A 24778-nucleotide genomic window follows, 5' to 3' on the forward strand; every position below is an offset into this window, starting at 1 on the left:
GACGGGGTGGGTGAAAGGGGCGCCGATCATCTTACCCCGCAGCGTGCCGTCACCACTCAATTATCCGCCGCAGGCGCCGTTAACCACTGCGTGCCCCGCTGACGGGCGAGTCATCCGGAGCAAGATCGCGTGGACCAAGGGATCATCGCCAGCCTGCTGCAGCACCCGCTTGCGTCGGCGCTGGTCATCGTCGACCGTACCGGGCGCCCGCTGGCGGCCAATCCGGCCGCGCGCGAGCATGGCCTGCCGGCCACCGTGGCGGCCTATGCGCCGATGCTGGAAGATCTGCGCCTGATGGCCGCCGATGGCGGCATCGTGCCCTGCACGCTGCCGGGCGGCCCGCGCGGCCACTACGACGGTCACCTGCGCGCCGTGCATGACGGTGCGGGCAACCTGCTGGCGTTCACCCTGAGCATTCCCGAGCCGGTGCCGGTCGACGGGGGCGGGCGCTGGGAACTGGCACTGGACAGCGCCGGCCACAGCCTGTGGGACTGGGACATCCCCAGTGACCGGGTGGCGCGCACGCCGGCGCTGGGCGACGAAACGGCCACTGAACTGCTGTCGCGCGTCCACAGCGAGGACATTGACCAGGTGCGCGCCGCGCTCGACGAGCACCTGCGCGGGCGCAGCGAGCAGTACAGTGCACAGTTCCGCTTCCGCCAGGCCGATGGCCAGTGGCGTTGGGTGCTGGATCGCGGCCGCGTGGTCGCGCGCACCGCCGATGGTCAGCCGCTGCGCATGGTCGGCACGCATACCGATATCGAACAGCAGAAGCAGCTCGAATCGCTGCTGCAGGAGCAGCAGCTGCACCTGAGCGAAGCCCAACGTATCGCCAGCATGGGCAGCTGGTCGTTCGACCCCAACAGCGGGCACTTCTGGTGGTCGCCGGAACTGCGCTCGCTGCTGGCACTGGAGCACGGCGCCGTGCCCGGCCAGCGGCGCTGGCTGAAGCAGCTGCACCCGCGCTCGCGTGGCGCGCTGCGTGCGGCATGGCGGCGGCTGTGGCGCGATGGTCGTGCCGCCAATCTCGAGCTGGAGCTGACCCGCGGCCATGAGCCATCACAGCACCTGCGGCTGTGGATGCAGCCGCTGCTGGACTTGGACGGGCAGCCCAAGCGCCTGCTCGGCCAGGTGCAGAACATCACCGAACAGCATCAGACCGACGCATTGATTCGTTGGCGCACCGAACTGCTGAACCGGGTTTCCGCGCTGGGCCGCATCGGTGGCTGCGAGATCGAGGTGCAGACACGGAGCATGCAATGGACCGAGGAGTGCTATCGCATCCACGGCCTGCGCAAGGAACCGATCACCCTCGACCAGGCGATGGCGCTGTACACCGAAGACTCGCGCGATGCGTTCGAGGCGGCGCTGGCCCGCATCGCCAACGGCGGCCTGCCCGAGCAGCTGGACCTGTGCTTCTACCGCCAGTCCGGCCTGCGTGTCTGGGTGCAGGTGCTGATCGAGCTGGATCGTCGTGACGGACTGCCGCCGCGCTTCGTCGTCCTGTTCCGTGACATCACCCGCGAGCGCGAGGCCAACGAGCGCATCGAACTGCTGGCCCACTACGATCTGCTGACCGGCCTGCCCAATCGCGTGCTGCTCGGTGAACAGACTGCCGAGGCCATCGAGGAGGCGCGTGATCGCGGCACCTCGTTGGCGATGCTGTTCATCGACCTGGACGGCTTCAAGACCATCAACGACAGCTTCGGCCACGCCACGGGTGATGCGCTGCTGAAGGCTGCCGCCACCCGCCTGCACCAGAACCTGCGCAACAACGATCTGTTTGGCCGTTTCAGCGGCGACGAGTTCATCGTCGTACTGCGCGACCTGGCTGAGCCCGAGGATGCGGGACATGTCGCCCGCAAGCTGATTGCCTCGCTGGCCGAGCCGTTGCGCCGCGGGGAAACCACGTTGAAGGTCGGTGCCAGCGTCGGCATCGCGATGCTGGGCGATGCGCAGACCGATTTCGATTCACTGCTGCGCGCCGCCGACGCCGCCATGTACGCGGCCAAGGAAGCCGGACGCAACACCTACCAGTACTACAGCCAGGATGCCCTGGCCCGCATCCAGCGCAGGCTGGAGCTTGAGCACGCGCTGCACGGTGCGATCGAGCGCGAGGAGTTCAGCCTGGCCTATCAGCCGCTGCTGCATGCCCACCAGGGCGAGCCGCCGGCAATCGAAGCACTGCTGCGCTGGCATCGCCCCGGCATCGGCTATTGCAGCCCGGCCGAGTTCATTCCCATCGCCGAGAAATGCGGCGAGATCGTGCGCATCGGCGACTGGGTACTGAACGAAGCCTGCCGTCAGGCAACCGCCTGGGACCGGGCAGGACTGCATTTCGACCGCATCGCGGTCAACGTGTCGGCGGTGCAGCTGCGTGATCGCGGCTTCGCCGAGCGCGTGATCGACATCTGCCATGCCCACGGCTGGCCGCCGCAGCGGCTGGAGCTGGAGCTGACCGAATCGGCGCTGATCCGTGACACCGACATCCTGCGCCACTGCTTCGACGTGCTCGAACGGCACGGCGTGCCGCTGGCGGTGGACGACTTCGGTACCGGCTTCTCCAACCTCAACTACCTCAACCGCTTCCCGGTGGGTCGCCTGAAGATCGACCGCAGTTTCGTGCAGGGCATGCTGCACGACTCCGGCACGGCCGAAGTGACCCAGGCCATCGTGCACCTGGGCCACGCGTTGGGCATGAAGGTGGTGGCCGAGGGCGTGGAGACGCACCAGGAAGAAGACATGCTGCGCCGCCAGGGCTGCGACGAAATCCAGGGCTACCTGTACTCGCGCCCGCTCAGTCCGCGCGACCTGGCGCAGTGGCTGCGGCAGCAGCGTCCGTTACCGATGCGCACCGACGCCAGTAACGAAGCAGTGCTGGTCCGCTGACGATCTGCGCTGGCAGATGCCGGCCCGGTGTGGCCTGACTCTGGTGCGCCCAGCTCTGGTGGGTGCCGACCGTTGGTCGGCACGGATGCCCTGGTGCTCGCGATCATCCACGCATGGCGTGGATCTACTCAAAGAGCCAGCATCTGGTAGTTGCCGACCTTGGTCGGCATGCACGCCGGTTCGCCCGCTCAAGTGTCCGCCGTCAGCGACGTTGCGCAAGCTCTCCGAGCACATCCAGCGTCTCGCGTTTCACCAAACTGCCCAGCCGCCAGCCGTGCTCTGACACCGGCTCCGTCGAGGTGTAAATCTCTCCGTCGCCCAGCGGCCCCAACATCTCACGGGCTCTCCAGAACATTGGCTCCCCGTCCTCCGCCAGAACATCCAGTTCGGGATCATCCAATGTCAGCAGGAAGTCGTGCAGGCGCTTGTTGCGATCGATGTTGCTTGCTGGAAGAGTCAGTGTTGCAGGCGCGCATAGGTAACCTTCGTGGGGTTCAAGCGTGAGTTCGACTCCGGTTCGCTCGCCACAGATCAGCATCTGGCCGAATGGCGAGATCGCATAAACATGGAAATCATCTTTGCCCCATAGAGGGCTGCCCGCCAGAAGGGCGGCGAGCACCGATTCGTACCCCGCGGGGTTGACCAAAGCCAGTCGATCATCGTGATAGCGCGCAAGACCGTCGCGCTGCCACAGTGCCAGCAATGCGTCCGGAAACCTGCCTTTCCAGAGGGCCAGCATGGTGTCAGTAACAGGCGAGCCTGGAGTACTGGCCTGCAGTTGAGACAGAAGGCTCGTCGTGAACGGGGCGGAAGCATCGGTATCCACAACTGCCGAGAGGGTCCCCGGGAGGTCGTCGCCCTCCGGACCTTCCGGCAGCAGGTTGAGAAATGTCAGCATGCTCTCGGCCCGTGCAAGCTCCAGGTTCGATTCCTCGCCAGGAATGGCGCCTGCCATGCTTCCGGAGACAAGCAACAACGCTCCCGTTGGAAGCTCATGCCACGGGGCTTCAAGGACCAGATAACGTCGCGGCGCCTGTTCGGCATCATCGTCAAGGATGATGACTGGCGGGCCGTCCTGCACGCACCCCGCGGACACTTCAACTGCTGAATCGATCACGCCCGCGTCAGGATTGTACGCATCGATCGGAGCGGAGTAGGGCTGCTGGAACGCTCCAAACGTCTTCAGCGCCTGCTGAAGCGCCCCAAGGGAATCGGGATCCACGGTCAATGGGACAGGGGTTGCCGGAAGCTGCAAGGCAACTGAGAGGCAGAGAAGGGCGCTGGTCATCGGGCTGGCTTGATCTGAACCGCAATCGGCCCCTTCACGATGAAGGGCGCATGGTTCACGGTCCATGCAAACAGTCGGAAATGCTGGCATGGCGGGGCATCATCCACGCGTGGCGTGGATCTATTTCGGAAACTCCGCCTTCAACTGCATGCGCAGCGCCTCGACAATGGCGGCATAGCGGCGCTTCTGGACCAGATAGCTGGCCAGGAACAGCGGCAGTACCAGCAGCATCGGCGCCACCATCGGGCGCATCGCCACCAGTGGCAACAGCAGCAGCGACAGCATCGCCACGAACCAGCTGCACAGGCCGATCACCCGCACCTCGTGCCGCCGTGCGTTGAGCACGATGCGTCCACGCATCACCGGGAAGTAGCGCAGGCCGAAGCTCGGTGCGAAGCTCTCGCGGAACGCCATGCTGCCATCGGGCAGCGCATGGAAGGCCAGCCGCAGCCACTTGTCCTGCGGCAGGTCACGCTCCAGGCTACCCAGCGAGAGCCGGGCCTGTATTGCCGGTGACGCCGCGATGCGTTCGTTGAACAGGGTGATGCCCCAGCTGAAATAGCCGGCCACCCAGACCATCAGAAGGACGGTCTCGATCAGGAGCACTGCGATCAGGGCGATGGCCATCGGTCTTCCATGAACGGGACCGGGTCATCATGCCATGCGGGATGCCCCACCCACGCATGGCGTGGATCTACTTCAGCGCTTCCCCATCCAACCCCAGGTCCCAGGCCAGGCCCAGCAGCGCCTCGTCCGCCGGCGATGGCGCCGGGCGCGCGTCCGCCAGCTGCTGCAGTTCGCGGATCTCTTCGCGGGCGACCTCTTCCAGCTGTTGCAGCTGCTCACGCACGCTCGCGTTGCGCGGGCGCTCGGTGTCGGTGAGGGAGGGCAGGGCGCGGATCAGGGTCATGGTGCGCTTACAGGATGCATCCAGCGGCGGGTCACAGGCAAAGGCCCCGGACGAACCGGGGCCTTGCGGGCTGCCGGCGAGGGCAGCGGACATCAGGATCAGAACAGCTCGACGGTGCCGGCGCCCATGCTCTGCTGGGCGACGGGCTTGTGCGGCGGGCGTTCCCATTCGCTGCGCAGCTCGCGCAGGCGGTTGCCGGTGCGCTGCAGAGCGCTGGCGATCTCTTCGTCGAACACGCCGCCATTGCGGTGCAGCAGCTCCTGCAGGGCCACCGCTTCACGGTTGATCGCGGTCAGGCGGTCCAGGTGGGTGTGCACGCCGCCCAGCGCCTGGGTGGCGATGTCTTCGAACTGCAGGGCGCGCACGGCTTCGGCCACGCTGCCATCGATCGCACGAGCGCACTCGGACACTTCGCGCATGCCGTCGCCGAGCGAGGCATTGATCTGCGCGACGTTGTCGAGCATTGCCGCCGCTTCCTGGCGCGCTTCGCGGGAGCGGTCCATGTCACGCGAGGCCATGTGCGAGACGGTCTCGCGCACCTTGGCGATGGCGTCCTTGGAGCTGTGCGCCAGCTTGCGGATCTGCTCGTTGAAGGTGGTCGAGCGCTCGGACAGGTTGCGTACCTCGTCGGCGACCACGGCGAAGCCACGACCGGCTTCACCGGCACGGGCCGCTTCGATGGCGGCGTTCAGCGCCAGCAGGTTGGTCTGGTCGGCGATCGACTTGACGTCTTCCAGCAGCGCGAAGATACCATCCAGGTGCTGCGCCATCTGGTCGATGTGCTGCACGGTGGTGCTGCTCTGGCCGCTCACCTGTTCCAGCGCTTCCACCAGCTGTTCCATGCGGTGGCTGGCGTGCTGGGCGAAACGGGCAACGTCGAGGCCGGCATTGCCTTCATCGCCGGCGCGGTCGACGATGCGCGACAGCGCCTGGCTCTGCTGGCGCGACTTGCGGTTCATCGCATCGAAGCTGCCGCCCAGGCTGGAGACCGCCTGGCGGATCAGGTCGCGGGCGCGTTCCACTTCACCACGCGAACCGTCGATTTCGTTGCCGACGAAGTTGCGCAGTTCGGTCAGCAGCTGGTCCTGCTCACGCAGGACACGGGCATGTTCCGGGGAACGATGCGCCTGGGCGCGGGTGGTCCACCACGCGAAGCCGAGCCAACTCAGCGTCATCGTGGTCAGGATCGCCCAGCGCAGGGCGGCCGGCCATTCGAATCCGATGGCGAAAGGGAGCAGCAGGGTCAGAGCCAGGGGGGCGGCCAGACGGATGAAAATGCGTGAGTACATGGACGTTCTCGGGAGGTGCACGGAGGATGTATCGGCCGTCCCCCCTTTCTCTTTAACGTCGATGTGCCTGGAAGTGCATTCTGAATGCGCCAGTTTTCCGGCGCCTGTGCGGTCTCGGGGTCGGATCCCTTTTCCATGGAAAAGGGCTCTGACCCCACACCCTCAGGCCAGCTGCCGGTCCACGGCCTCGATCATCGCCTTTCGCCCGAACAGGAAGTCCCAGTAGCTGCCGCCCAGCTGGCGCCACAGCACTGCCGAGCGCACCGCCGCCAACAGCAGGGCACGGATCTCGGCCACCACGCCGGCCTGGCCCAGGTAGTGCGGGTTGCCCTGCACCATCACACGCGGCTTGAGGTGGCTGATGGTGTCCGCGTACAGGCTTCCCAGGCTGGCCAGCACATCCGGGTGGCCGCTGTCGCCCAGTTCGGTGGCCTGGCGCTGGGCACGCTCGATGCCCGAAGCAACCTTGTTCACGGTGGCGCCATCCTGAACAAAGCGGCGCTCCAGCTGCAGCACCGACAGCGCCAGTTTCGGCAGGATCGGATCCTGGCCCTGGTTGCGGAAATAGTTGTGCAGCAGGCGCAGCCCGGCCTTCAGTGCATGGCGGTCACCGAACACCGCCTGCGGCGAGGACGCATCGACACGGAACACGCTGTCCACGGCGGTGCGCACGGCGGCGGCGTCGGAATGGCCAGTATCGGCGATGCGGCGTACCTGCTGCAGGGCCTGGGCAATGCCGGCCAAGGCCAGGACGCGGTCGTCGACAGTGAAACTCATGCAGCGATTACCTCAAAAGGGGAGGGGGTGGTGCGCAGGCGCTGTTCCAGCGGCGCATCGGTGGCGGCGATCACCGCGCCACCCAGGCACACATCACCGTCATACAGCACCAGCGATTGACCGGGGGTAACGGCACGCTGCGGGCGCGCGAAGGTGACCAGCACGCTGCCATCGTCCAGCACGTCGACCGTACACGGCTCATCGGGCTGTCGGTAGCGGGTCTGGGCGGTGCATTCGAATCGCCGCGCGGGTGGCGAGCCCGAGATCCAATGCGCCGCCTCCGATCGCAGGCGCTCGGACAGCATCCATGGGCTGTCGCGGTCCTGGTCGACGTACAGCACGTTGCTGGCCACATCCTTGCCGACCACGTACCACGGGGCGGCCGGGCGGCCGCGCACGCCGCCGATGTTCAGGCCCTCGCGCTGGCCCAGGGTGAAATAGAACACGCCCGGATGTTCGGCGATCACGCTGCCGTCGGCCGGGTCGAGGATCTGGCCGGGCCTGGCCGGCAGGTAGCGGCCGAGGAACTCGCGGAAATCCCGCTCGCCGATGAAGCAGATGCCGGTGGAGTCCTTCTTGGCATGGGTCGGCAGGCCGACGTCGCGCGCAATCCGGCGCAGGTCGGTCTTCTCCAGGTCGCCGATCGGGAACAGGGTGGCCGCCAGCTGCTCCTGGCCCAGCTGGTGCAGGAAGTAGCTCTGGTCCTTGGAACGGTCGGCGCCGCGCAGCAGCAGCCACTGGTGGCCGCGCTGGGTCACCCGCGCGTAGTGGCCGGTGGCGATGCGCTCGGCGCCCAGCTCGCGGGCGGCATCCAGGAAATGCTTGAACTTCACCTCGCGGTTGCACAGCACGTCCGGGTTCGGCGTGCGGCCAGCGGCGTATTCGGCCAGGAAGTGCTCGAACACGCCCTGCCAGTACTCGCTGGAAAAGTCCCGGAAGTGGAACGGGATACCGAGCAGGCCGCATACGGCGACCGCATCGCGGCGGTCATCCTCGGCGCGGCAGTCACCGCTGCCGTCGTCGGCCCAGTTCTGCATGAACAGGCCGGCCACGGCCTCGCCCTGCTGGACCAGGCGCCAGGCGGCGACCGAAGAGTCGACACCACCCGAGACGCCCACCATCACGCGCGGTGTACTCATGCGACCTCCCGGACCAGCGAAAGCGGATGGCGCTGGCCACCCAGGTAATCCGCCACCACCTCCCAGACCAGCGGGCTGCGCTGGCGCTCACCGGCGGCCTGCAGCTCGGCCGGGGTCAGCCACAGCGCGCGGTCGATGCCGGTATCCAGCGGTTGGGCCGGGTCGTGCGAGACCGGGCGCGCTGCGTAGCAGAAGCGCAGGAAGGCGGTGCCGTCGCCGGCAGTCCACTGGTAGCAGCCGATGAAATGGGTCAGCTGCACGGTCCAGCCGGTTTCCTCCCGGGTCTCGCGCAGGGCTGCCTCGGCCAGGCTTTCGCCTGGCTCGAGGTGGCCGGCCGGCTGGTTCAGCACCTGGCGGCCTTCAATGGTCTCTTCGACCAGCAGCACGCGGCCGCCGTCAACCACTACCGTGGCGACGGTGGCGTGCGGTGCCCAGCGCGGGTCCGGCGTGGCGTTCAACTCAGAACTCGTCCTTCTTGGTCAGCTCCAGCTCCATCGCGTCGGCGGTGCGGATGGCCGCATCGATGGCGTCGCTGAGCTGGTCCGGGGTGGCATCGGCGTCGATCTTGACCACGAACATGGCGGTGGTGTCCTGCTTCACCCAGCCGCCCATCTTGGCGTCCTGCGAATCTTCCAGCAGGCGGTTGGCCACGGCCACCGGGAACTGCTTGGTCTTGGCGTTGTAGGCCGGCGACCAGATCTCACGGATGTTGTGGCTGCCGAAATCCTCCACCGCCGAGCGCACGTAGACCATCTGGGTGCGGTCACCCTCGACGTCGAAGACCATGCGGTAGTCGCCATCCTCGTCGACTTCGTAGGTATAGCCCAGCTTGTCCAGGTGGCGGGCCACGGACTTGTCGGCGCTGGTTGCGGCAGTGGCAGAGCCGGCAGCGGCCAGCGCGATCAGCAGGGCGGGAAGAAGGGTCCTTTTCATGAAGATCCTGTGAAACAGTGTTGGGAGAGGATGCAATTGTGACGGTGGGCGTGCGTGCCGTCCAATCTGCGGCGGGCCGACGCAGGCCTGCCCGAGCCCCTATAATGGTCGGATGCCCCATGAGTCCTCCCCCGATTCCCAGCACGAGCACGGCGTTGCCGTAGAGCCCGCGCGCCCGGAAGTGGCGCCGCCGCCGTTCTACCAGGTGATGCTGCTCAACGACGACTACACCCCGATGGATTTCGTGGTGGATGTGCTGCAGCAGTTCTTCAGCATGGACCTGGACAAGGCCACCCAGGTGATGCTGCACGTCCACACCCGCGGCCGCGGCGTCTGCGGTGTCTTCACCCGTGAAGTGGCGGAGACCAAGGTTGCCCAGGTCAACGAGTACTCGCGGATGAACCAGCATCCGCTGCTGTGCACGATGGAAAAGGCCTGACCGGCTGGCGATTCTCGTCCGGGCACAACGATCCCGGACCCAGTGTGCCCACCAAGGCGGGCACCTACCGAAGCAGAGGCCTGTAGAGCCGAGCCTGCGCTCGGCTGCTTTTCGTTCAGATGTTCCGCATTCCCGGAAGCACAGCCGAGCATGGGCTCGGCTCTACAGGTCGAGATCACCCCGCCGCCAGCGCCTCCAGCGCCATCCGTGCCACCGCCTCGTCCACGTCGGCCGGGTCGCCGTCATCGCGGAACCACACCGCCGACAGCCCTGCGCTGGCAGCGACCCAACGCAGCAGGCGGGTACGGTCGAGGCCGGCCAGCGCGGTCACCTGTTCTACGCGCGCGGCAAACCGCTCGGGCCGCGTCGCAACGTGGATGCCCGGGCCACAGAGATCCGGATTGCTGAACATCGTCGTGTAGTCGAACGCACGGTCGCCCAGCAGCCGCTTCGGATCGATCGCCAGCCAGCCGCGCCTGCCGAAATCCAGCACGTTGTCGTGGTGCAGGTCACCGTGCAGGGGCCGGATCTCCTGTTCGTCACGCAGCAGCCCCTCCGCCAGTGATCTGCACTGTTCCAGCAGTGGCGGCAGCGCGGCCCTTGGCTGCAGCAGATCGGCGAACCATGTACGCAGGCAGACCAGTTCCGCTGGCGGCGCGCTCCGTGGCCGGTGCAGCCGTTGCAGGACCTGGCACAGGATCGTGGTGCAGGCCTCATCATCGCCCTCGATCGAGCGTTGCCGCAGCGAGTCGCCGCCGGCACGCTCGATCAGGATCGCCGGCCCGGCGTGGGCCAGCAGGCGGGCAGCGCCATCGCCGTCCCACCAGCGCAGCAGGCGATGGCTGTTCTGCTCCTCCGCTTCGCTGCTGATCTTCAGCATCGCCGGCTCGCCGACAGCGGTCAGCACCGGCCAGAGCCGGGCGTGAGGTGTTTCGATGGCCGGGCCATCACGCCGCAATCGCCAGCGGCTCAGGTAGGGTTCGCTCATGCCGGTTGAGGTCTTCTGGAGTGAACGAAGATCAAGCGTTCTGCAGTGCTAACGCCATCTGAACGCAGCAATCCGCTAGGGTGATGGAAATCGCGTAGTCAGGCCGCATATTGTTCCCATCTGCCGCCGGAGTAATCCATGTTCAGCAAAGACCTCGAACACACCATCGGCCAGTGCTACAAGCGCGCCCGTGAGGCCCGGCATGAGTTCATGACGGTCGAACACCTGCTGTTGGCACTGCTCGACAACCCGTCCGCCCAGGCCGTCCTGAAAGCCTGTGGTGCCGACGCCGAACGCCTGCGCCAGGAGCTGGAGCAGGCCATCGAGGCCTCGGTGTCCCGCCTGGCCGAGGATGACGGCCGTGACACCCAGCCGACCCTGGGCTTCCAGCGGGTGCTGCAGCGGGCCGTGTACCACGTGCAGTCCTCGGGCAAGAAGGAGGTCACCGGCGCCAACGTGCTGGTCGCCATCTTCGGCGAAAAGGACTCCCACGCCGTCTACTACCTCAACCAGCAGGACGTGACCCGGCTGGATGTGGTCAATTACCTGTCCCACGGCATCGCCAAGCTGGGCGAGGAAGGCGAGCAGCCGTCCTCCTCCTCCGACGGCGAGGGCCGCATGGAAGGCGGGGAGGGCGAGCCGAAGGGCGATGCCCTGACCGAATTCGCCAGCAACCTCAACGAACAGGCCCGGTCCGGCCGCATCGATCCCCTGGTCGGCCGTGGCGACGAGATCGAGCGCACCATCCAGGTCCTGTGCCGACGCCGCAAGAACAACCCGCTGTACGTGGGCGAGGCCGGCGTGGGCAAGACCGCTATCGCCGAGGGCCTGGCCCGCCGCATCGTCGAGGGCTCGGTACCCGACGTGCTGGCCGACGCGGTGATCTACTCGCTCGACCTGGGCGCGCTGGTGGCCGGCACCAAGTACCGCGGCGACTTCGAGAAGCGGCTGAAGGGTGTGCTGACCGCGCTGAAGAAGGTGCCCAACGCAGTGCTGTTCATCGACGAGATCCACACCATCATCGGCGCCGGCTCGGCGTCGGGCGGCACCATGGATGCGTCCAACCTGATCAAGCCGGCCCTGGCCTCCGGGGAGCTGCGCTGCATCGGTTCGACCACTTTCCAGGAATACCGCGGCATCTTCGAGAAGGACCGGGCACTGGCCCGCCGCTTCCAGAAGATCGATATCGTCGAGCCTACCGTGGGCGAGACCTACGAGATCCTGCAGGGCCTGAAGTCCAAGTACGAGCTGCACCACAGCGTGACCTATTCGGATGAAGCGCTGCAGGCGGCGGTGGACCTGTCGGTGAAGCACATCGGCGACCGCCTGCTGCCGGACAAGGCCATCGACGTGATCGACGAGGCCGGTGCCCGCCAGCGCCTGCTGCCGGAAGGGCAGCGCAAGGAGCTGATCGACGTCGAGGAAGTGGAGGCGATCGTGGCCAAGATGGCGCGCATCCCGACCAAGCAGGTCAGTGCCACCGACAAGGACGTGCTGCAGCATCTGGAGCGCAACCTGAAGATGGTGATCTTCGGCCAGGACCCGGCCATCGAGACGCTGTCCTCGGCGATCAAGCTGGCCCGTTCGGGCCTGGGCAATCCGGAAAAGCCGATCGGCAACTTCCTGTTCGCCGGCCCGACCGGTGTCGGCAAGACCGAGGTGACCAAGCAGCTGGCGCTGCAGCTGGGCATCGAGCTGGTCCGCTTCGACATGTCCGAGTACATGGAGCCGCATTCGATCAGCCGCCTGATCGGTGCCCCTCCGGGCTACGTCGGCTTCGACCAGGGTGGCCTGCTGACCGAGAAGATCGTCAAGACGCCGCACTGCGTGCTGCTGCTGGATGAGATCGAGAAGGCGCACCCGGACATCTTCAACATCCTGTTGCAGGTGATGGATCGCGGCGTGCTGACTGATACCAACGGTCGCGAGGCCAACTTCAAGAACGTGGTGCTGGTAATGACCACCAATGCAGGTGCGGCGCAGGCCTCGCGGCGCTCGATCGGCTTCACCAAGCAGGACCACGCCACCGACGCGATGGAGACCATCCGCCGCAGCTTCACCCCGGAATTCCGCAACCGCCTCGACGCGGTGGTGCAGTTCCAGGCGCTGGGCTTCGAGCACATCCTGCGCGTGGTCGACAAGTTCCTGATCGAGCTGGAGATGCTGCTGCAGGACAAGCACGTCAGCCTGTCGGCCACGCCAACTGCACGCGACTGGCTGGCCCACCACGGCTTCGACCCGCTGATGGGTGCGCGTCCGATGGCCCGCGTGATCCAGGACAGGATCAAGCGTCCGCTGGCCGACGAGCTGCTGTTCGGCAAGCTGGTCAATGGCGGCAAGGTGAGCATCGATGTGCGCGACGACGAGCTGGTGGTCGAAACCCAGGCCGAACCGGAGCGCCTGCTGCCGGTCACGGTGGAATGAACTGACCCCCGGCCGGTTTCGGCGGACCTGAAATGACAAGGGCGGCTTCGGCCGCCCTTGTTGTTTTGGGCCTGTCGCCTGTCGCCCGCGGCCTTGCGGGCAGGGCATGGGGGCATCGATGCTGTTCCGTAAGCGCGATCGGGCATTACTACATTTGTATCGCGAAACGATACGGGATACAGTGATGATCATCAGCTTTCGCCACAAGGGTCTCGAGCGGTTCTACCGTTCCGGTAGCAGCAGCGGGATCCGGCATAGTCACACCAGCAGGGTGCTGATGATCTTGTCCATCCTGGATGTAGCGTCGGGTCCCGAGGATCTCGCCATGCCTGGATTGCGCCTGCACAAGCTGCGGGGCGACCTGAAGGGGCATTGGTCTGTGTGGGTCAATGGGAACTGGCGGATCACCTTCCGTTTTACCGGTGGCGACGTGGAACTGCTGGACTACCTGGACTATCACTGAGGCCGCGCATGATTCATCACCATCCACATCCGGGGCAGACGATCAAGGCAATGGTCTTCGATCCGATGGGTCTCTCGGTGACCGAAGCGGCCGAGCGCTTGGCAATGTCGCGGGTGGCATTGTCGCGGGTATTGAACGGCAAGGCAGGCATCAGTCCTGATCTGGCCATTCGTTTGGAAATGGCTGGGGTCAGTACGGCGGCTTTCTGGATGGGGCTGCAATCCAGCTACGAGCTCTGGCTGGCGCGGCAGCACGAGCAGCCGCGGGTGCTTCCACTGGTTGCGCCCGTGCGGTGATACCCCTCCTGACAAGGGCGGCTTCGGCCGCCCTTGTCATGTGCGCCGTCAGCGGCTGCGCTGGCGGGCTTTCTTCTTGAAGGTTGCCTCGTCGACTGGCTCGATCTGCGACACGATGCAGCGGCTGGAATCGGTGTTCAGCTGGCTGCGGCCGGCAGCGCACAGCAGGCCCTGCTGGCCGTCCGTAGCGAAGCTCAGTTTCCGCGAGTAGCCTGCCGCCGAGCAGTCGTCCTGGAAATGCACGACGTAGTGGTCCTGGCCATTGCGCAGCAGGACGTTGCGCGAGGCGCCGGCGCGCACCAGTTGCTGGTCGCTGCCCAGCTGGACGCAGTCACTGGGGGTGGAAAGGGTGTCGGCGGCGTGCACGGGCGCTGCGCTGGCGGACACGGTAAGGGCGACGAGCAGAGCGGTCAGCGGGAGCATGTTCATGGCAGGGCAGGGGGATGGCGATCCGGACTGGACCGGGTCCCACGATGCCGCTACGGATGCAGATGCGAATCTGCCGCAAGCAGGGCTGACCGACGTCACGGTGAGTTCGGTCACGATGACCTCCGGCAGGGCCGGATTGCAGGCATGACAAAAGGCCAGCAACCAGGGCTGGCCTTGTCGAAGTGGCGCAGCGCGCCGACCGCTTACTTCATGCGGTAAGTGATACGACCCTTGGTCAGGTCGTACGGGGTCATTTCAACCTTGACCCGGTCACCGGTGAGGATGCGGATGTAGTTCTTGCGCATGCGGCCGGAGATGTGGGCGATGATTTCGTGCCCATTTTCCAGACGAACGCGGAAAGTGGTGTTCGGCAGCGTCTCGCTGACGGTGCCCTCGAACTCGATGGAATCGTCTTTCGACATGTAGTCCTGTGCGGTTCAGAAAACGGCCACGCTGGGCCTAAGGCGCGGTATTTTACGCGTGACCGGCCCAGCTTGCAAAGTTTGTGTTAACCGCCGACCAAATGCCGGGCTGGCAAGCGTCCGACGGCCTGTGTCCACGAGCCTTCACGGCCGTCATGGCGCACGGCCTGGCGCACGTGCTGCAGGAATTCCGCGCGCGGCAGGTGTTCGGCGCCCATCCGCAGCAGGTGCGGATTTTGCACCTGGGCGTCGATCAGCTCCCAGCCCCAGCCGTGAAGCGTGGACGCCAGTGCCGCCAGCGCGATCTTGGAACCACCGCTGGCGCCACTGAACATGCTCTCGCCGAAGAACATCGACCCGATGGCCACCCCGTAGATGCCGCCGACCAGCGACTGACGGTCCCAGACTTCGAACGAATGGGCGAAGCCGAGGTCGTGCAACTGGCTGTAGGCCTCGACCATCGCCGGGCTGATCCAGGTGCCGTCCTGGCCGGGCCGAGGTGCCGCCGCACAGGCGCGCATCACCTGGCTGAAGGCGGTGTCGGCGGTGACCTCCCACGTGCTGCCGCGCAGCTGGCGGCGGAAGCGGCTGGACAGGTGCACGCCATCGGTGCGGAACACCATGCGCGGGTCGGGCGACCACCACAGGATCGGCTCGCCCTCGCTGAACCACGGAAAGATGCCGCCGGCGTAGGCGTTGAGCAGGCGCGCTGGATGCAGGTCGCCGCCCACGGCGAGCAGGCCGTCGGGCTGGCGCAGGGCGGTCTCGGCCGGAGGGAAGGCAGCGTCCGGCGCATCGGCCAGGCGCCAGGGCAGCTGGCGGGTCATGCCGGCATTGTAGTCGTCGCGGCCCCGCGCGAATGCCGCGGTAGCTGCCAACCTTGGTTGGCTGGTCACCCGTCCGCGCGAAATGGGCTGTGCCCCAGCAGCTCCTGCCGGTACCGACGCACATCACGCCGTTCCTGCCGGCACCACTCCTGCAACGCCTCGGAGAAATCCGCGTCGGCCACCCAGTGCCGGCTGCGTACCAGCGTCGGCAGGAAGCCTCGCGCCAGCTTGTGCTCGCCCTGTGCGCCCGGCTCGAAACGGCTCAGCCCTTCGCGCAGGCAGTATTCGATGCCCTGGTAGTAGCAGGCTTCGAAATGCAGGCCGGGCAATGTGGCGCCGCCCCAGTAGCGACCGTACAGCGTGTCACCACCGCGCAGGCAAAGTGCGCCGGCGATTGGCTGGCCTTCCTGCTCGGCCAGGAACAGCACCAGCCCACGCCCCAATGAAATGGCCAGATGGCGCAGGAAAGCCTCGGTCAGCGCCGGGGCATTGCCGTATTCCAGGAAGGTCTGCAGGTAGAAGCGGTACATCGCCTGCAGGTCGGCGCGGCTGGCGTCGTCGCCATGCACCACGCGGAAGGTGATGCCCTGGCGGGCGACCTTGGCCCGTTCCTGGCGGATGTTCTTGCGGTGCTTGTGGTTCATCGCGCCAAGGAACTGGTCGAATGTCGCCCAGTCACCCGGGTTCTGCCACTGGAACTGCACGTCCTCGCGCAGCAGCCAGTCATCGCCGAACAGCGCCTCGTCCGCTGCGGTGTGGAAATTGATATGGGCCGATGACACGGCCAGTGCCGGCAGTGCATCGCGCAACGCCGACAGCAGCGTGGTGCGCTCTGAATCGTGACGGGCCAGCAGGCGCGGCCCGGTGACCGGCGAGTACGGCACCGCGCCCAGCCACTTCGGGTAGTAGTCGCGGCCATGGCGGGCATAGGCGTTCGCCCAGGCATGGTCAAACACGAATTCGCCGTGGGAGTTGGTCTTCAGGTAGCCCGGAATTGCGCCGATCAGGCGCTCGCCCTCCCACAGAGTGAAGTGCCGGGGCTGCCAGCCCCAGTCCTCGCGCAGGCAGCCGTGTTGTTCCAGGCCTGAGAGGAAAGCGTGGCTGACGAAGGGGTTGCGGCCGTCGTGCAGGGCATCCCAGTCGGTGGCGGGAATGGACTGCAGGGAGTCGAGGAAGCGGGGGGAGGGCATGGGGGAAGGATAGGGCAGGTGGAGTGCGAAAAGTATTGCCGCACTCGACTTGAGGATCATCCGAATTGGTCGAAATCGCGAGTCGGTTCAACGATGTAGCTGGGAGTTGGATGGGACATTCGATCTTCGCGCCCATCTGGCGCATACCCACATCGAAGGATTCGACACATGGAATGCATGCATGCTCTCCGTTGTTCTGCGTTTGCGCTGATCATTGCTGGCCTGGGCGCTGGGTCGGCAGCGATTGCCCGGCCCGTACAGGCGATCGAGAGTGATCCGGGGCTGGATCTGCTGCTGACACGAGAGGCGCAGCGGATACTTGACGCACACCAGGTCCGAACGTCGCGGTCAACTCATGTGGTCGTGAGTGCTTCGGTCGATCTGGAGCGCCAGCGACTGATCATTCGCTTCGGCCCCGGCATGTTGCCTGCAGAGGATGATCACTCGCTTGAGGATATCGAGCAGTACATCCGGAGCTCGCTTGAGACTTATGCAATGAAGTCCGGTGCGGGCGAGGTCCAGTCGGAGGTCCTGTACGAAGGAAGGCCCTACTGGGAGCACTTTCCAATCATGACTTCGGCACGATCTCAGTCATCGGATGCTTCGATGGTGAACTCGGTACTGGTCTCTGCAAGTCACGGTCTGGTTCGTGTACATCCTGGGTTGGAATGGGAGTTCCAGCGCCCCGCCATGAATGGCGTCCAGGAGGATCTGATCACCCCTGGTTATGCCGAAGAGCTGCAGCAGTTGATGGAAGAGCGCGGAGGACGGTTGGTGCACCGGGCGCGTCGCAATCAGGGCGACCTGCATCCAGAGTCCGGGCGGGCCTGGAGCGAAATGTCATCCAGATACCATCTCCGCGATCTGCTGCCGGATCGGCCGGATATCTGGAATCACTTTGCCAACAGCACGGCGACAGACAGGGAGGTTTCCGATGATATTCGTGCTCGGCCCTACTATGCGAACCATCTTGGTGCAGCGGGGTTGCTCAGCATTCACACGAATGCGGATGCCTCGGGTGCGGCCCGGGGAACGCGCGTCTATTATCATCCACGCAAGCCGGGTGATCGAAGGCTTGCCGACATGGTGCTCTGCTACATGCGCGAGCTCATTACGGCACAGGAGGGATATGCAGACTTTCCTGTGGCTGCGGCTGGTGCAGCTGCCGGCCACGGTGAGAACGGTTTCGCGCAGATGCCATCCGTGGTTGTCGAAGTTGCCTTCCACACAAACCCAACCGATGCCGCAGCTTTGCAGGACCCGGCTTTTCGCACTGCCTCAATGAAGGGTGTCGAGAAAGGCTATCGGCTGTTCCGTGAAGGGGAGGGTTGCGTGCCGTTGAAGGTGGAGCCCATCCAGTCCATCGAGCTGTCCGCGGGCAGTTCGCGGCGCGTCGATGTGGTGTTTGAGGGCCACCCCCGATATCCGATTGATCTGGTCACCACCAATGTGGGCTGTCCGCCCGGATGGACCTGTACCGACGGCAAGGTCCACATCGCTGCACCGGACGAGAAGCCCAGTCAGATCATCATGAGGTGCGAGAATGCTGGCAGTGCCCCCTTGTTCTGGAACACGCAGGTGGTCGATGCCGATGGGGTGAAATCTCCGCCGGTCAGGCACAGGGTGCAGTGCATACGGCGACCGGGCGGGGTGAGCGTTGCGGCGGCAGGGTTGGTTGGCCACTGAAAGCGAAAAGGCCGGCGCTTTCGCGTCGGCCTTTTGCCTGAGTCGAGCATGGCTCGACTCTACTGAGCAGGATCAGCGCTTCAGCTGGCCTTGCCTTGTGCGTCCAGGTAGCGCTCGGCGTCCAGCGCGGCCATGCAGCCGAAGCCGGCCGAAGTGATCGCCTGGCGGTAGTGCTGGTCGGCCACATCGCCGGCGGCGAACACGCCTTCCACCGAGGTCTGGGTGGCGTTGCCGCCCAGGCCCGAGCGGATTTCCAGGTAGCCGTTGTTCATCGCCAGCTGGCCGTCGAACAGGGTCGTGTTCGGGTGGTGGCCGATGGCCACGAAGAAACCGTGGGCGTCGATGTCGCGGGTGCTGCCGTCCAGGGTGGACTTCACGCGCACGCCGGTCACGCCGGCGTCGTTGCCCAGCACTTCCTCCACCTGGTGGTGCCAGACGGTCTCGATCTTGCCCTCGGCCACCTTCCTGAACAGCTTGTCCTGCATGATCTTTTCCGCCTTCAGGGTGTCGCGGCGGTGGACCAGGTAGACCTTGCGGGCGATGTTGGACAGGTACAGCGCCTCTTCCACGGCGGTGTTGCCGCCGCCGACCACGACCACGTCCTGGTCGCGGTAGAAGAAGCCGTCACAGGTGGCGCAGGCGGAGACGCCGCGGCCCTTGAAGGTCTCTTCAGTCGGGATGCCCAGGTACTTGGCGGTGGCGCCAGTGGCGATGATCAGCGCGTCGCAGGTGTACTCGTGGCTGTCGCCGATCAGCTTGAACGGGCGCTGCGACAGGTCGGCGGTGTGGATATGGTCGAAGATGACCTCGGTTTCGAAGCGCTCGGCGTGCGCCTGCATGCGCGCCATCAGGTCCGGGCCCATCAAGCCGTGGGCGTCACCCGGCCAGTTGTCCACCTCGGTGGTGGTCATCAGCTGGCCACCCTGCTGCAGGCCGGTGATGACGACCGGCTTCAGGTTGGCACGGGCGGCGTAGACGGCGGCGGTCCAGCCGGCCGGTCCGGAACCGAGGATGACGAGGCGCTGGTGGCGGGAGGGCAGGCTGGTGCTCATGTAAACTCGCGAAAAGGTAGATGGGGCAAGGCGCTGGCGACGTTTGCGCAGCATCCTCGGCAGGTCATAGAGTGGCGGCTGGGGCAGGGCGATTCAAGCCGATGAACAGAACGCCGTCATCCAGCGGTGGTTCCGGGCCCCGGATTGCCCTGTCGGGCGTCGCATAACTGAAAACTGACGCCGTCTCATTTATTATCAATCACTAACAGCGCATTCCAAAGGTATGGTCTAAGGTGGCGAAGCAGGTCCCCGAACGCTCCAAGTCCGACGACAGCAAGGCGTCACGTCGCACGGCCGCGGCGGCGACGACCGACAATCCACGCCGCCAGCGCCTCTGGCGCGACCTGGGCCTGATCGCCATCGCGCCGGCCCTGCTGTATCTGGCGGCCAGTCTTTTCACCTATTCAGCGACTGATCCGGGCTGGTCGCATACCGGCAGCGTGGTCGTGCCAGTGCACAACCTGGGTGGCCGCGCCGGGGCCTGGATCGCCGACGTGCTGCTGCAGCTGTTCGGCTACATCGCCTTCCTGTTGCCGGTGGTGCTCGGCGCGTTGGCGTGGATCGCCATGTTCGGCCTCAAGCGCGAGAGCAAGGGTGAGAACGATCTGGACCCGGCGCTGCGCCTGGTCGGCCTGGTCGGCTTCCTGATTGCCGGCACCGGCTTCCTGCACGTGCGCCTGTTCAGTGGCGACGTCTCCAGCGCTGGCGGCATCCTCGGCAAGCTGGTCGGCAATTCGCTCACGGTGGGCTTCGGCGCGCTGGGCGCGAACCTGTTTGTGCTGGTATTGCTGCTGGCCTCGATCACCCTGGCCACCGGGCTGTCCTGGTTTACGGTGATGGAGAAGATCGGCCGTGGCGTGATGTCGCTGGCGCCGTTGCTGGAACGCAAGAAGGAAGAAGTCACCGAGTGGAAGCAGACCCGGGTGATGCGCGAGGAGCGCCAGGAAGTGCGCAAGGCCGACGCCGAGGTGCGCGCCAAGCGCGAGCCGGTGAAGATCGAGCCGCGTCCGGAGCCGGTGATCGAGAAGAGTGATCGGGCCAAGCGCGATACCCAGATTCCGATGTTCCGTGGCGTCAACGGCGATGGTTCCGACCTGCCGCCGCTGGCGCTACTGGATGATCCCAAGCCGCAGCCGAAGGGCTACGACGAAGAAACGCTGGAAACGCTGTCGCGGCAGATCGAGTTCAAGCTGAAGGACTTCCGCATCGATGCGCAGGTGGTCGGCGCCAACCCTGGCCCGGTCATCACCCGCTTCGAGATCGAGCCGGCACCGGGCATCAAGGTCAGCCAGATCAGTTCGCTGGACAAGGACATCGCGCGCGGCCTGTCGGTGAAGTCGGTGCGCGTGGTCGACGTCATCCCGGGCAAGTCGGTGATCGGCCTGGAAATTCCCAACGTCACCCGCGAGATGATCTTCCTGTCCGAGCTGCTGCGCTCGAAGGAATATGACAAGTCGGCCAGCGTGCTGACCCTGGCGCTGGGCAAGGACATCGCCGGCCGCCCGACCGTGGCCGATCTGGCGCGCATGCCGCACTTGCTGGTGGCCGGTACCACCGGTTCGGGCAAGTCGGTGGCGGTCAACGCGATGGTGCTGAGCCTGCTGTTCAAGGCCTCGCCGAAAGACCTGCGGATGCTGATGATCGACCCGAAGATGCTCGAGCTGAGCGTCTACCAGGGCATTCCGCACCTGCTGGCGCCGGTGGTCACCGACATGAAGGAGGCCGCCAACGGCCTGCGCTGGTGCGTGGCCGAGATGGAGCGCCGCTACAAGCTGATGAGCGCGGTGGGCGTGCGCAACCTGGCCGGCTTCAACAAGAAGGTGAAGGAAGCCCAGGACGCCGGCCAGCCGCTGATGGACCCGCTGTTCAAGCCGAACCCGGAGCTGGGCGAGGCACCGCGTCCGCTCGAAACGCTGCCGTTCATCGTCATCTTCATCGACGAATTCGCCGACATGATGATGATCGTCGGCAAGAAGGTGGAAGAGCTGATCGCGCGCCTGGCACAGAAGGCGCGTGCGGCCGGCATCCACCTGATCCTGGCCACGCAGCGCCCGTCGGTGGATGTGATCACCGGCCTGATCAAGGCCAACATTCCGACCCGTATCGCCTTCCAGGTCAGCTCCAAGATCGACTCGCGCACCATTCTCGACCAGTCCGGCGCGGAGACCCTGCTCGGCCACGGCGACATGCTGTACCTGCCGCCGGGTACTGCGCTGCCCGAGCGCGTGCATGGTGCGTTCGTGTCCGACGACGAAGTGCATCGCGTGGTCGAGCACCTCAAGGCGATGGGCCCGGCCGACTATGTCGACGGCGTGCTGGACGAAGTGCAGACGATGGGCGACGGCGTGGTCGTCGGCGCCACTGGCCTGCCCGAGACCAGTGCGGCCGGCGACGAGTCCGACCCGTTGTATGACGAAGCGCTGCGGGTGGTCACCGAGACCCGTCGTGCATCGATTTCCGGCGTGCAGCGCCGGCTGAAGATCGGCTACAACCGTGCAGCGCGACTGATCGAGGCCATGGAAGCGGCCGGCGTGGTCAGCCCGCCCGAGCACAACGGCGACCGCACGGTGCTGGCACCGCCGCCGCCGAAGTAAGACCCGACGTATCCCCCACGACGTCCAAGGAACCGACGCATGCTTCACCCCGTACCAAGCGCGCTGGCGCTGGCAGCCCTGATGGCTGCCGGCCCGGCACTGGCAGAAACCGCCACCTCCGCGCCCGCCACGGCGCCGCCATCCACCAGCGGCGATACCGAAGCCAGCAATAATTTCAGCATTGTCCGTTACCGCGCCGACTACCAGGTGCGGCCCGATGCGGGCAATGTGCAGACCGAAACCTACGAAGTCCTGCTCAAGACCAAGGCCTCCGTCGAGCAGTTCAGCCAGGTGCGGCTGAGCTACAGCGAGAAGATGGAAACGCTGGAAGTGCTCGGCGCCTACACCATCACTGCCGACGGCCAGCGCCGCGACGTTCCGGCCGACCGTATCTACACGCAGGAGAGCTACTCCAGCGCTTCGGCGGCGATGTATGCCGACCGCAAGGTGCGGGTGATCGTGTTCCCGAACCTGGCCCCGGGCACGCGCCTGTACTACCAGGTGCGCCGCACCCAGGCTACGCCGTACTTCCCGGGCTATTTCGGCCTGTGGGAGACCTTCAACGTCTTCACCGAGTACGAGGACGCCGAGGTCACCCTGAGTGCGCCGGCCAACCTGCCGATGTTCGTCGACAGCCGCGGCGTGCAGGGCAGTGACCGGCCGACGGTGAAGAACGGCCAGGCGCAATGGCGCTGGCGCTACCAGCGTCGTGAGGCGATGCCGGCGCAGAACTGGTCGGCGGCGGGCTGGGAGTTCGGCCCGAACATCATGGCCAGCACGTATCGTGACTGGTCGCAGATGGGGCGCGCCTACCAGCTCAAGGCGGGCCCGGCGGCCGAGGTGACCCCGGCGCTGCAGGAGCTCGCTGATGAGATCACCGCCGGCATCAGCGACCGCCGCGAGCAGGCTGATGCGCTGTATCGCTGGGTCGCGCAGAACATCCGCTATGTGGCGGTGTACCTGGGCAACGGCGGCCTGGAGCCGAACAGCGCGCAGAGCATCCTCGACAACCACTACGGCGACTGCAAGGACCATGTGACGATCCTGGAGGCGCTGCTGGCGGCCAAGGGCATCGCCAGCTCGCCGGTGCTGATCGGTGCGGGGGGCGGCCCGACGCTGCCGAAGATTCCGGTGCTGGGCCGCTTCAACCACGCCATCACCTACATCCCCGAGTTTGATCTTTACCTGGATTCGACTACCGCGTGGGCGCGCTTCGGGCAGTTGCCGGAAGGTGACCTGGGTGCGCCGGTGATGCGTACCCGTGATGCCACGCTGGCGCGTACCCCGGCCAACACGCCGGAGCGCAATGCCACCTCGATGGAAGTGCGATTCACCTTCGACGCCGACGGCAACCTGCGCGGCGAGACGATTCCGAAACTTGGCGAGAACGCCGAGATCAGCATGCGTGCGCAGTTCTCCCAGCTCAACGCGCAGAACCGTGCGCGCGCTGAAGAGCAGATCATGGCCGCGTCCGGTTTCGATGGGCGAGGGCAGCTGCAGATCCAGGGCGTGCCGGTCGACCTGACCCGGCCGTTCGGCTACCGCATGGCGTTCCAGGCCGAGGACTACGCTGATTTCAGCGTGGCCGGCGGCATGGCCGTGCCGGACCCGCCGGGTGGCGAGTCGGTGCGGGGGTTGTATGCCACCGCCTCGGCGCCGGCCAACGAAACGCCGTTCTACTGCAATGCCAGCCTGCGCGAGGAAACCTATCGCCTGCAGTTCCCGGCCAATGCGCCGATCATCGCCATTCCGGCCAGCCAGCGCTTTACCAATGCCGCTGGCGAATACCGGGTGGACTGGAGCCGCGAGGGCCAGGACGTGATCGTGCACCACCGCTTGCGGCAGAACGCGGTGCGTGGGCCGGAGGCGCTGTGCCAGCCGCAGGACTACCCCGCGTTCCGCGCGCTGTACCGCGAAGTGCGTCGCGGCTTCCGCGGCCAGGTGCTGTACGGCAAGCTGCCGACATCTGGCGGCTGAATCGCCGATGGACGTTCAGGGCGGCATAATGTCGCCCTGATCGCCCATTCATCTTTCTCCGGGCACACTGGCAACCACCTTTCCTGGCGCCCGCGCCCACAGGATTTCCGCATGAACTTCCGCTTCCGCCGTTTCCTTGCCACCACCACGCTGGCCGTGGCCTGCGCCGCCGCCGGCAGTGCCTGGGCTGGCGCTCGCGATGACCTGAAGACCTTCACCAGTGGCCTGAAGGGCCTGGACGGACAGTTCAGCCAGCAGGTGTTCGACAGCCGCGGCAAGGTGAAGGAATCGACCAGTGGCCGCGTGGCCCTGTCGGCGCCGCGCCTGTTCCGCTGGGAATACGTGCGCCCGCACGAACAGCTGATCGTGGCCGACGGCAAGAAGGTCTGGATGTACGAGCCGGACCTGGAGCAGGCCACCGTGCGCGAGCAGGGCAAGGAAGAGCAGAACAGCCCGCTGACCGCGCTGATCAACCCGGCGCTGCTGGAACAGCAGTACGACGTCAGCGAAGAGGCCGCGCAGCGCGACGGCCTGCAGTGGCTGTCGCTGTCGCCGAAGCGCGAGACCGAAGCCAGCTTCCAGTACGCCGCGCTGGGCTTCAATGCGCAGGGCCTGGCCAAGATGGAAATCACCGATGCGGTTGGCCAGCGCACCGTGATCAGCTTCAGTGGCTGGAAGCGCAATCCAGGCTTTGCTGCCGGCACCTTCAGCTTCACCCCGCCGAAGGGCACCGACGTCATCGGTAATTGATCGGGGATGCCGGGCA

The 24778-nt window shown here is 65.9% G+C and carries 23 protein-coding genes; 9 read left to right on the plus strand and 14 right to left on the minus strand.

Going from position 1 to position 24778, the window contains the following annotated elements; all coding sequences use genetic code 11:
* Positions 1-129: 129 nt before the first annotated feature.
* Positions 130-2889: a bifunctional diguanylate cyclase/phosphodiesterase gene (locus AC5P5V_RS13260; protein WP_231352711.1), complete on the plus strand. Its 2760-nt coding sequence runs from the start codon at positions 130-132 to the stop codon at positions 2887-2889.
* Positions 2890-3091: 202 nt separating this feature from the next.
* Here AC5P5V_RS13260 and AC5P5V_RS13265 read toward each other — a convergent pair whose 3' ends face one another.
* The 8 genes from AC5P5V_RS13265 to AC5P5V_RS13300 all read right to left on the minus strand — a co-directional run bounded on the left by AC5P5V_RS13265 (position 3092) and on the right by AC5P5V_RS13300 (position 9225).
* Positions 3092-4177: a GAD-like domain-containing protein gene (locus AC5P5V_RS13265; RefSeq protein ID WP_181357863.1), complete on the minus strand. Its 1086-nt coding sequence runs from the start codon at positions 4175-4177 to the stop codon at positions 3092-3094.
* Between the two features lie 120 nt (positions 4178-4297).
* Positions 4298-4804, minus strand: a complete 507-nt coding sequence (locus tag AC5P5V_RS13270; RefSeq protein WP_134968268.1) for a hypothetical protein — start codon at positions 4802-4804, stop codon at positions 4298-4300.
* Between the two features lie 67 nt (positions 4805-4871).
* Positions 4872-5087, minus strand: coding sequence for a hypothetical protein (locus AC5P5V_RS13275; RefSeq protein WP_134968267.1), 216 nt, complete (start codon positions 5085-5087; stop codon positions 4872-4874).
* Between the two features lie 98 nt (positions 5088-5185).
* Positions 5186-6376, minus strand: coding sequence for a methyl-accepting chemotaxis protein (locus AC5P5V_RS13280; RefSeq protein WP_014647075.1), 1191 nt, complete (start codon positions 6374-6376; stop codon positions 5186-5188).
* Between the two features lie 162 nt (positions 6377-6538).
* A complete protein-coding gene (hflD, locus tag AC5P5V_RS13285) occupies positions 6539-7153 on the minus strand; it encodes a high frequency lysogenization protein HflD (RefSeq protein WP_005416473.1) in 615 nt (204 codons plus the stop codon).
* Positions 7150-8292 carry a tRNA 2-thiouridine(34) synthase MnmA gene (mnmA, locus tag AC5P5V_RS13290; RefSeq protein WP_134968266.1) on the minus strand — a complete coding sequence of 381 codons (1143 nt, stop codon included), beginning with the start codon at positions 8290-8292 and terminating at the stop codon, positions 7150-7152. The genes hflD and mnmA overlap by 4 nt, the downstream gene beginning before the upstream one ends.
* On the minus strand, positions 8289-8750 hold the full coding sequence (locus AC5P5V_RS13295) for an NUDIX hydrolase (protein ID WP_061478690.1): 462 nt from the start codon (positions 8748-8750) through the stop codon (positions 8289-8291). Before AC5P5V_RS13295 ends, mnmA begins: the two co-directional genes overlap by 4 nt.
* A 1-nt stretch (position 8751) precedes the next feature.
* Entirely contained in the window at positions 8752-9225 is a 474-nt protein-coding gene (locus tag AC5P5V_RS13300; RefSeq protein ID WP_005416476.1) for a hypothetical protein, read from the minus strand.
* A 112-nt stretch (positions 9226-9337) separates the two neighbouring features.
* Between AC5P5V_RS13300 and clpS the strand changes: the two genes are divergently transcribed.
* The gene (clpS, locus tag AC5P5V_RS13305; RefSeq protein ID WP_005416477.1) at positions 9338-9664 is read left to right on the plus strand and encodes an ATP-dependent Clp protease adapter ClpS; all 327 of its coding nucleotides are present in this window, start codon (positions 9338-9340) and stop codon (positions 9662-9664) included.
* Between the two features lie 175 nt (positions 9665-9839).
* Here clpS and AC5P5V_RS13310 read toward each other — a convergent pair whose 3' ends face one another.
* The gene (locus tag AC5P5V_RS13310) at positions 9840-10652 is read right to left on the minus strand and encodes an APH(6) family putative aminoglycoside O-phosphotransferase (protein ID WP_134968265.1); all 813 of its coding nucleotides are present in this window, start codon (positions 10650-10652) and stop codon (positions 9840-9842) included.
* Positions 10653-10790: 138 nt separating this feature from the next.
* On the opposite strand from AC5P5V_RS13310, the gene clpA reads away from it, so the two are divergent.
* From clpA to AC5P5V_RS13325, 3 genes are all read left to right on the plus strand, one after another.
* The gene (gene clpA, locus AC5P5V_RS13315) at positions 10791-13076 is read left to right on the plus strand and encodes an ATP-dependent Clp protease ATP-binding subunit ClpA (RefSeq protein WP_061478688.1); all 2286 of its coding nucleotides are present in this window, start codon (positions 10791-10793) and stop codon (positions 13074-13076) included.
* Between the two features lie 184 nt (positions 13077-13260).
* On the plus strand, positions 13261-13539 hold the full coding sequence (locus AC5P5V_RS13320; protein WP_134968264.1) for a type II toxin-antitoxin system RelE/ParE family toxin: 279 nt from the start codon (positions 13261-13263) through the stop codon (positions 13537-13539).
* A gap of 8 nt (positions 13540-13547) precedes the next feature.
* Positions 13548-13835, plus strand: a complete 288-nt coding sequence (locus AC5P5V_RS13325; RefSeq protein WP_134968263.1) for a HigA family addiction module antitoxin — start codon at positions 13548-13550, stop codon at positions 13833-13835.
* 48 nt (positions 13836-13883) lie between these two features.
* On the opposite strand, the gene AC5P5V_RS13330 is transcribed toward AC5P5V_RS13325, so the two are convergent.
* From AC5P5V_RS13330 to AC5P5V_RS13345, 4 genes are all read right to left on the minus strand, one after another.
* Positions 13884-14264, minus strand: coding sequence for a hypothetical protein (locus tag AC5P5V_RS13330; protein WP_134968272.1), 381 nt, complete (start codon positions 14262-14264; stop codon positions 13884-13886).
* 203 nt (positions 14265-14467) lie between these two features.
* Complete coding sequence (gene infA / locus AC5P5V_RS13335; RefSeq protein ID WP_005409596.1) at positions 14468-14686, minus strand: translation initiation factor IF-1; 219 nt, start codon at positions 14684-14686, stop codon at positions 14468-14470.
* A gap of 86 nt (positions 14687-14772) precedes the next feature.
* The gene (gene aat, locus AC5P5V_RS13340; RefSeq protein WP_134968262.1) at positions 14773-15513 is read right to left on the minus strand and encodes a leucyl/phenylalanyl-tRNA--protein transferase; all 741 of its coding nucleotides are present in this window, start codon (positions 15511-15513) and stop codon (positions 14773-14775) included.
* 65 nt (positions 15514-15578) lie between these two features.
* Complete coding sequence (locus AC5P5V_RS13345; protein ID WP_134968261.1) at positions 15579-16703, minus strand: GNAT family N-acetyltransferase; 1125 nt, start codon at positions 16701-16703, stop codon at positions 15579-15581.
* 168 nt (positions 16704-16871) lie between these two features.
* Between AC5P5V_RS13345 and AC5P5V_RS13350 the strand changes: the two genes are divergently transcribed.
* Positions 16872-18389: an N-acetylmuramoyl-L-alanine amidase family protein gene (locus tag AC5P5V_RS13350; protein WP_231352713.1), complete on the plus strand. Its 1518-nt coding sequence runs from the start codon at positions 16872-16874 to the stop codon at positions 18387-18389.
* An 80-nt stretch (positions 18390-18469) separates the two neighbouring features.
* Here the strand turns inward: AC5P5V_RS13350 and trxB are convergent, their stop codons facing one another.
* Positions 18470-19441, minus strand: coding sequence for a thioredoxin-disulfide reductase (gene trxB / locus AC5P5V_RS13355; RefSeq protein ID WP_005416486.1), 972 nt, complete (start codon positions 19439-19441; stop codon positions 18470-18472).
* A gap of 233 nt (positions 19442-19674) precedes the next feature.
* On the opposite strand from trxB, the gene AC5P5V_RS13360 reads away from it, so the two are divergent.
* The 3 genes from AC5P5V_RS13360 (at position 19675) to lolA (ending at position 24762) form a co-directional block, all read left to right on the plus strand.
* Positions 19675-22035: a DNA translocase FtsK gene (locus tag AC5P5V_RS13360; RefSeq protein WP_134968260.1), complete on the plus strand. Its 2361-nt coding sequence runs from the start codon at positions 19675-19677 to the stop codon at positions 22033-22035.
* 39 nt (positions 22036-22074) lie between these two features.
* Entirely contained in the window at positions 22075-24012 is a 1938-nt protein-coding gene (locus AC5P5V_RS13365; protein ID WP_495215907.1) for a DUF3857 domain-containing protein, read from the plus strand.
* A 111-nt stretch (positions 24013-24123) separates the two neighbouring features.
* Positions 24124-24762 carry an outer membrane lipoprotein periplasmic chaperone LolA gene (gene lolA, locus AC5P5V_RS13370; RefSeq protein ID WP_005413289.1) on the plus strand — a complete coding sequence of 213 codons (639 nt, stop codon included), beginning with the start codon at positions 24124-24126 and terminating at the stop codon, positions 24760-24762.
* The last annotated feature ends 16 nt before the right edge of the window (positions 24763-24778 follow it).

The sequence above is a fragment of the Stenotrophomonas sp. YJH_SMC_130 genome (assembly GCF_059369035.1).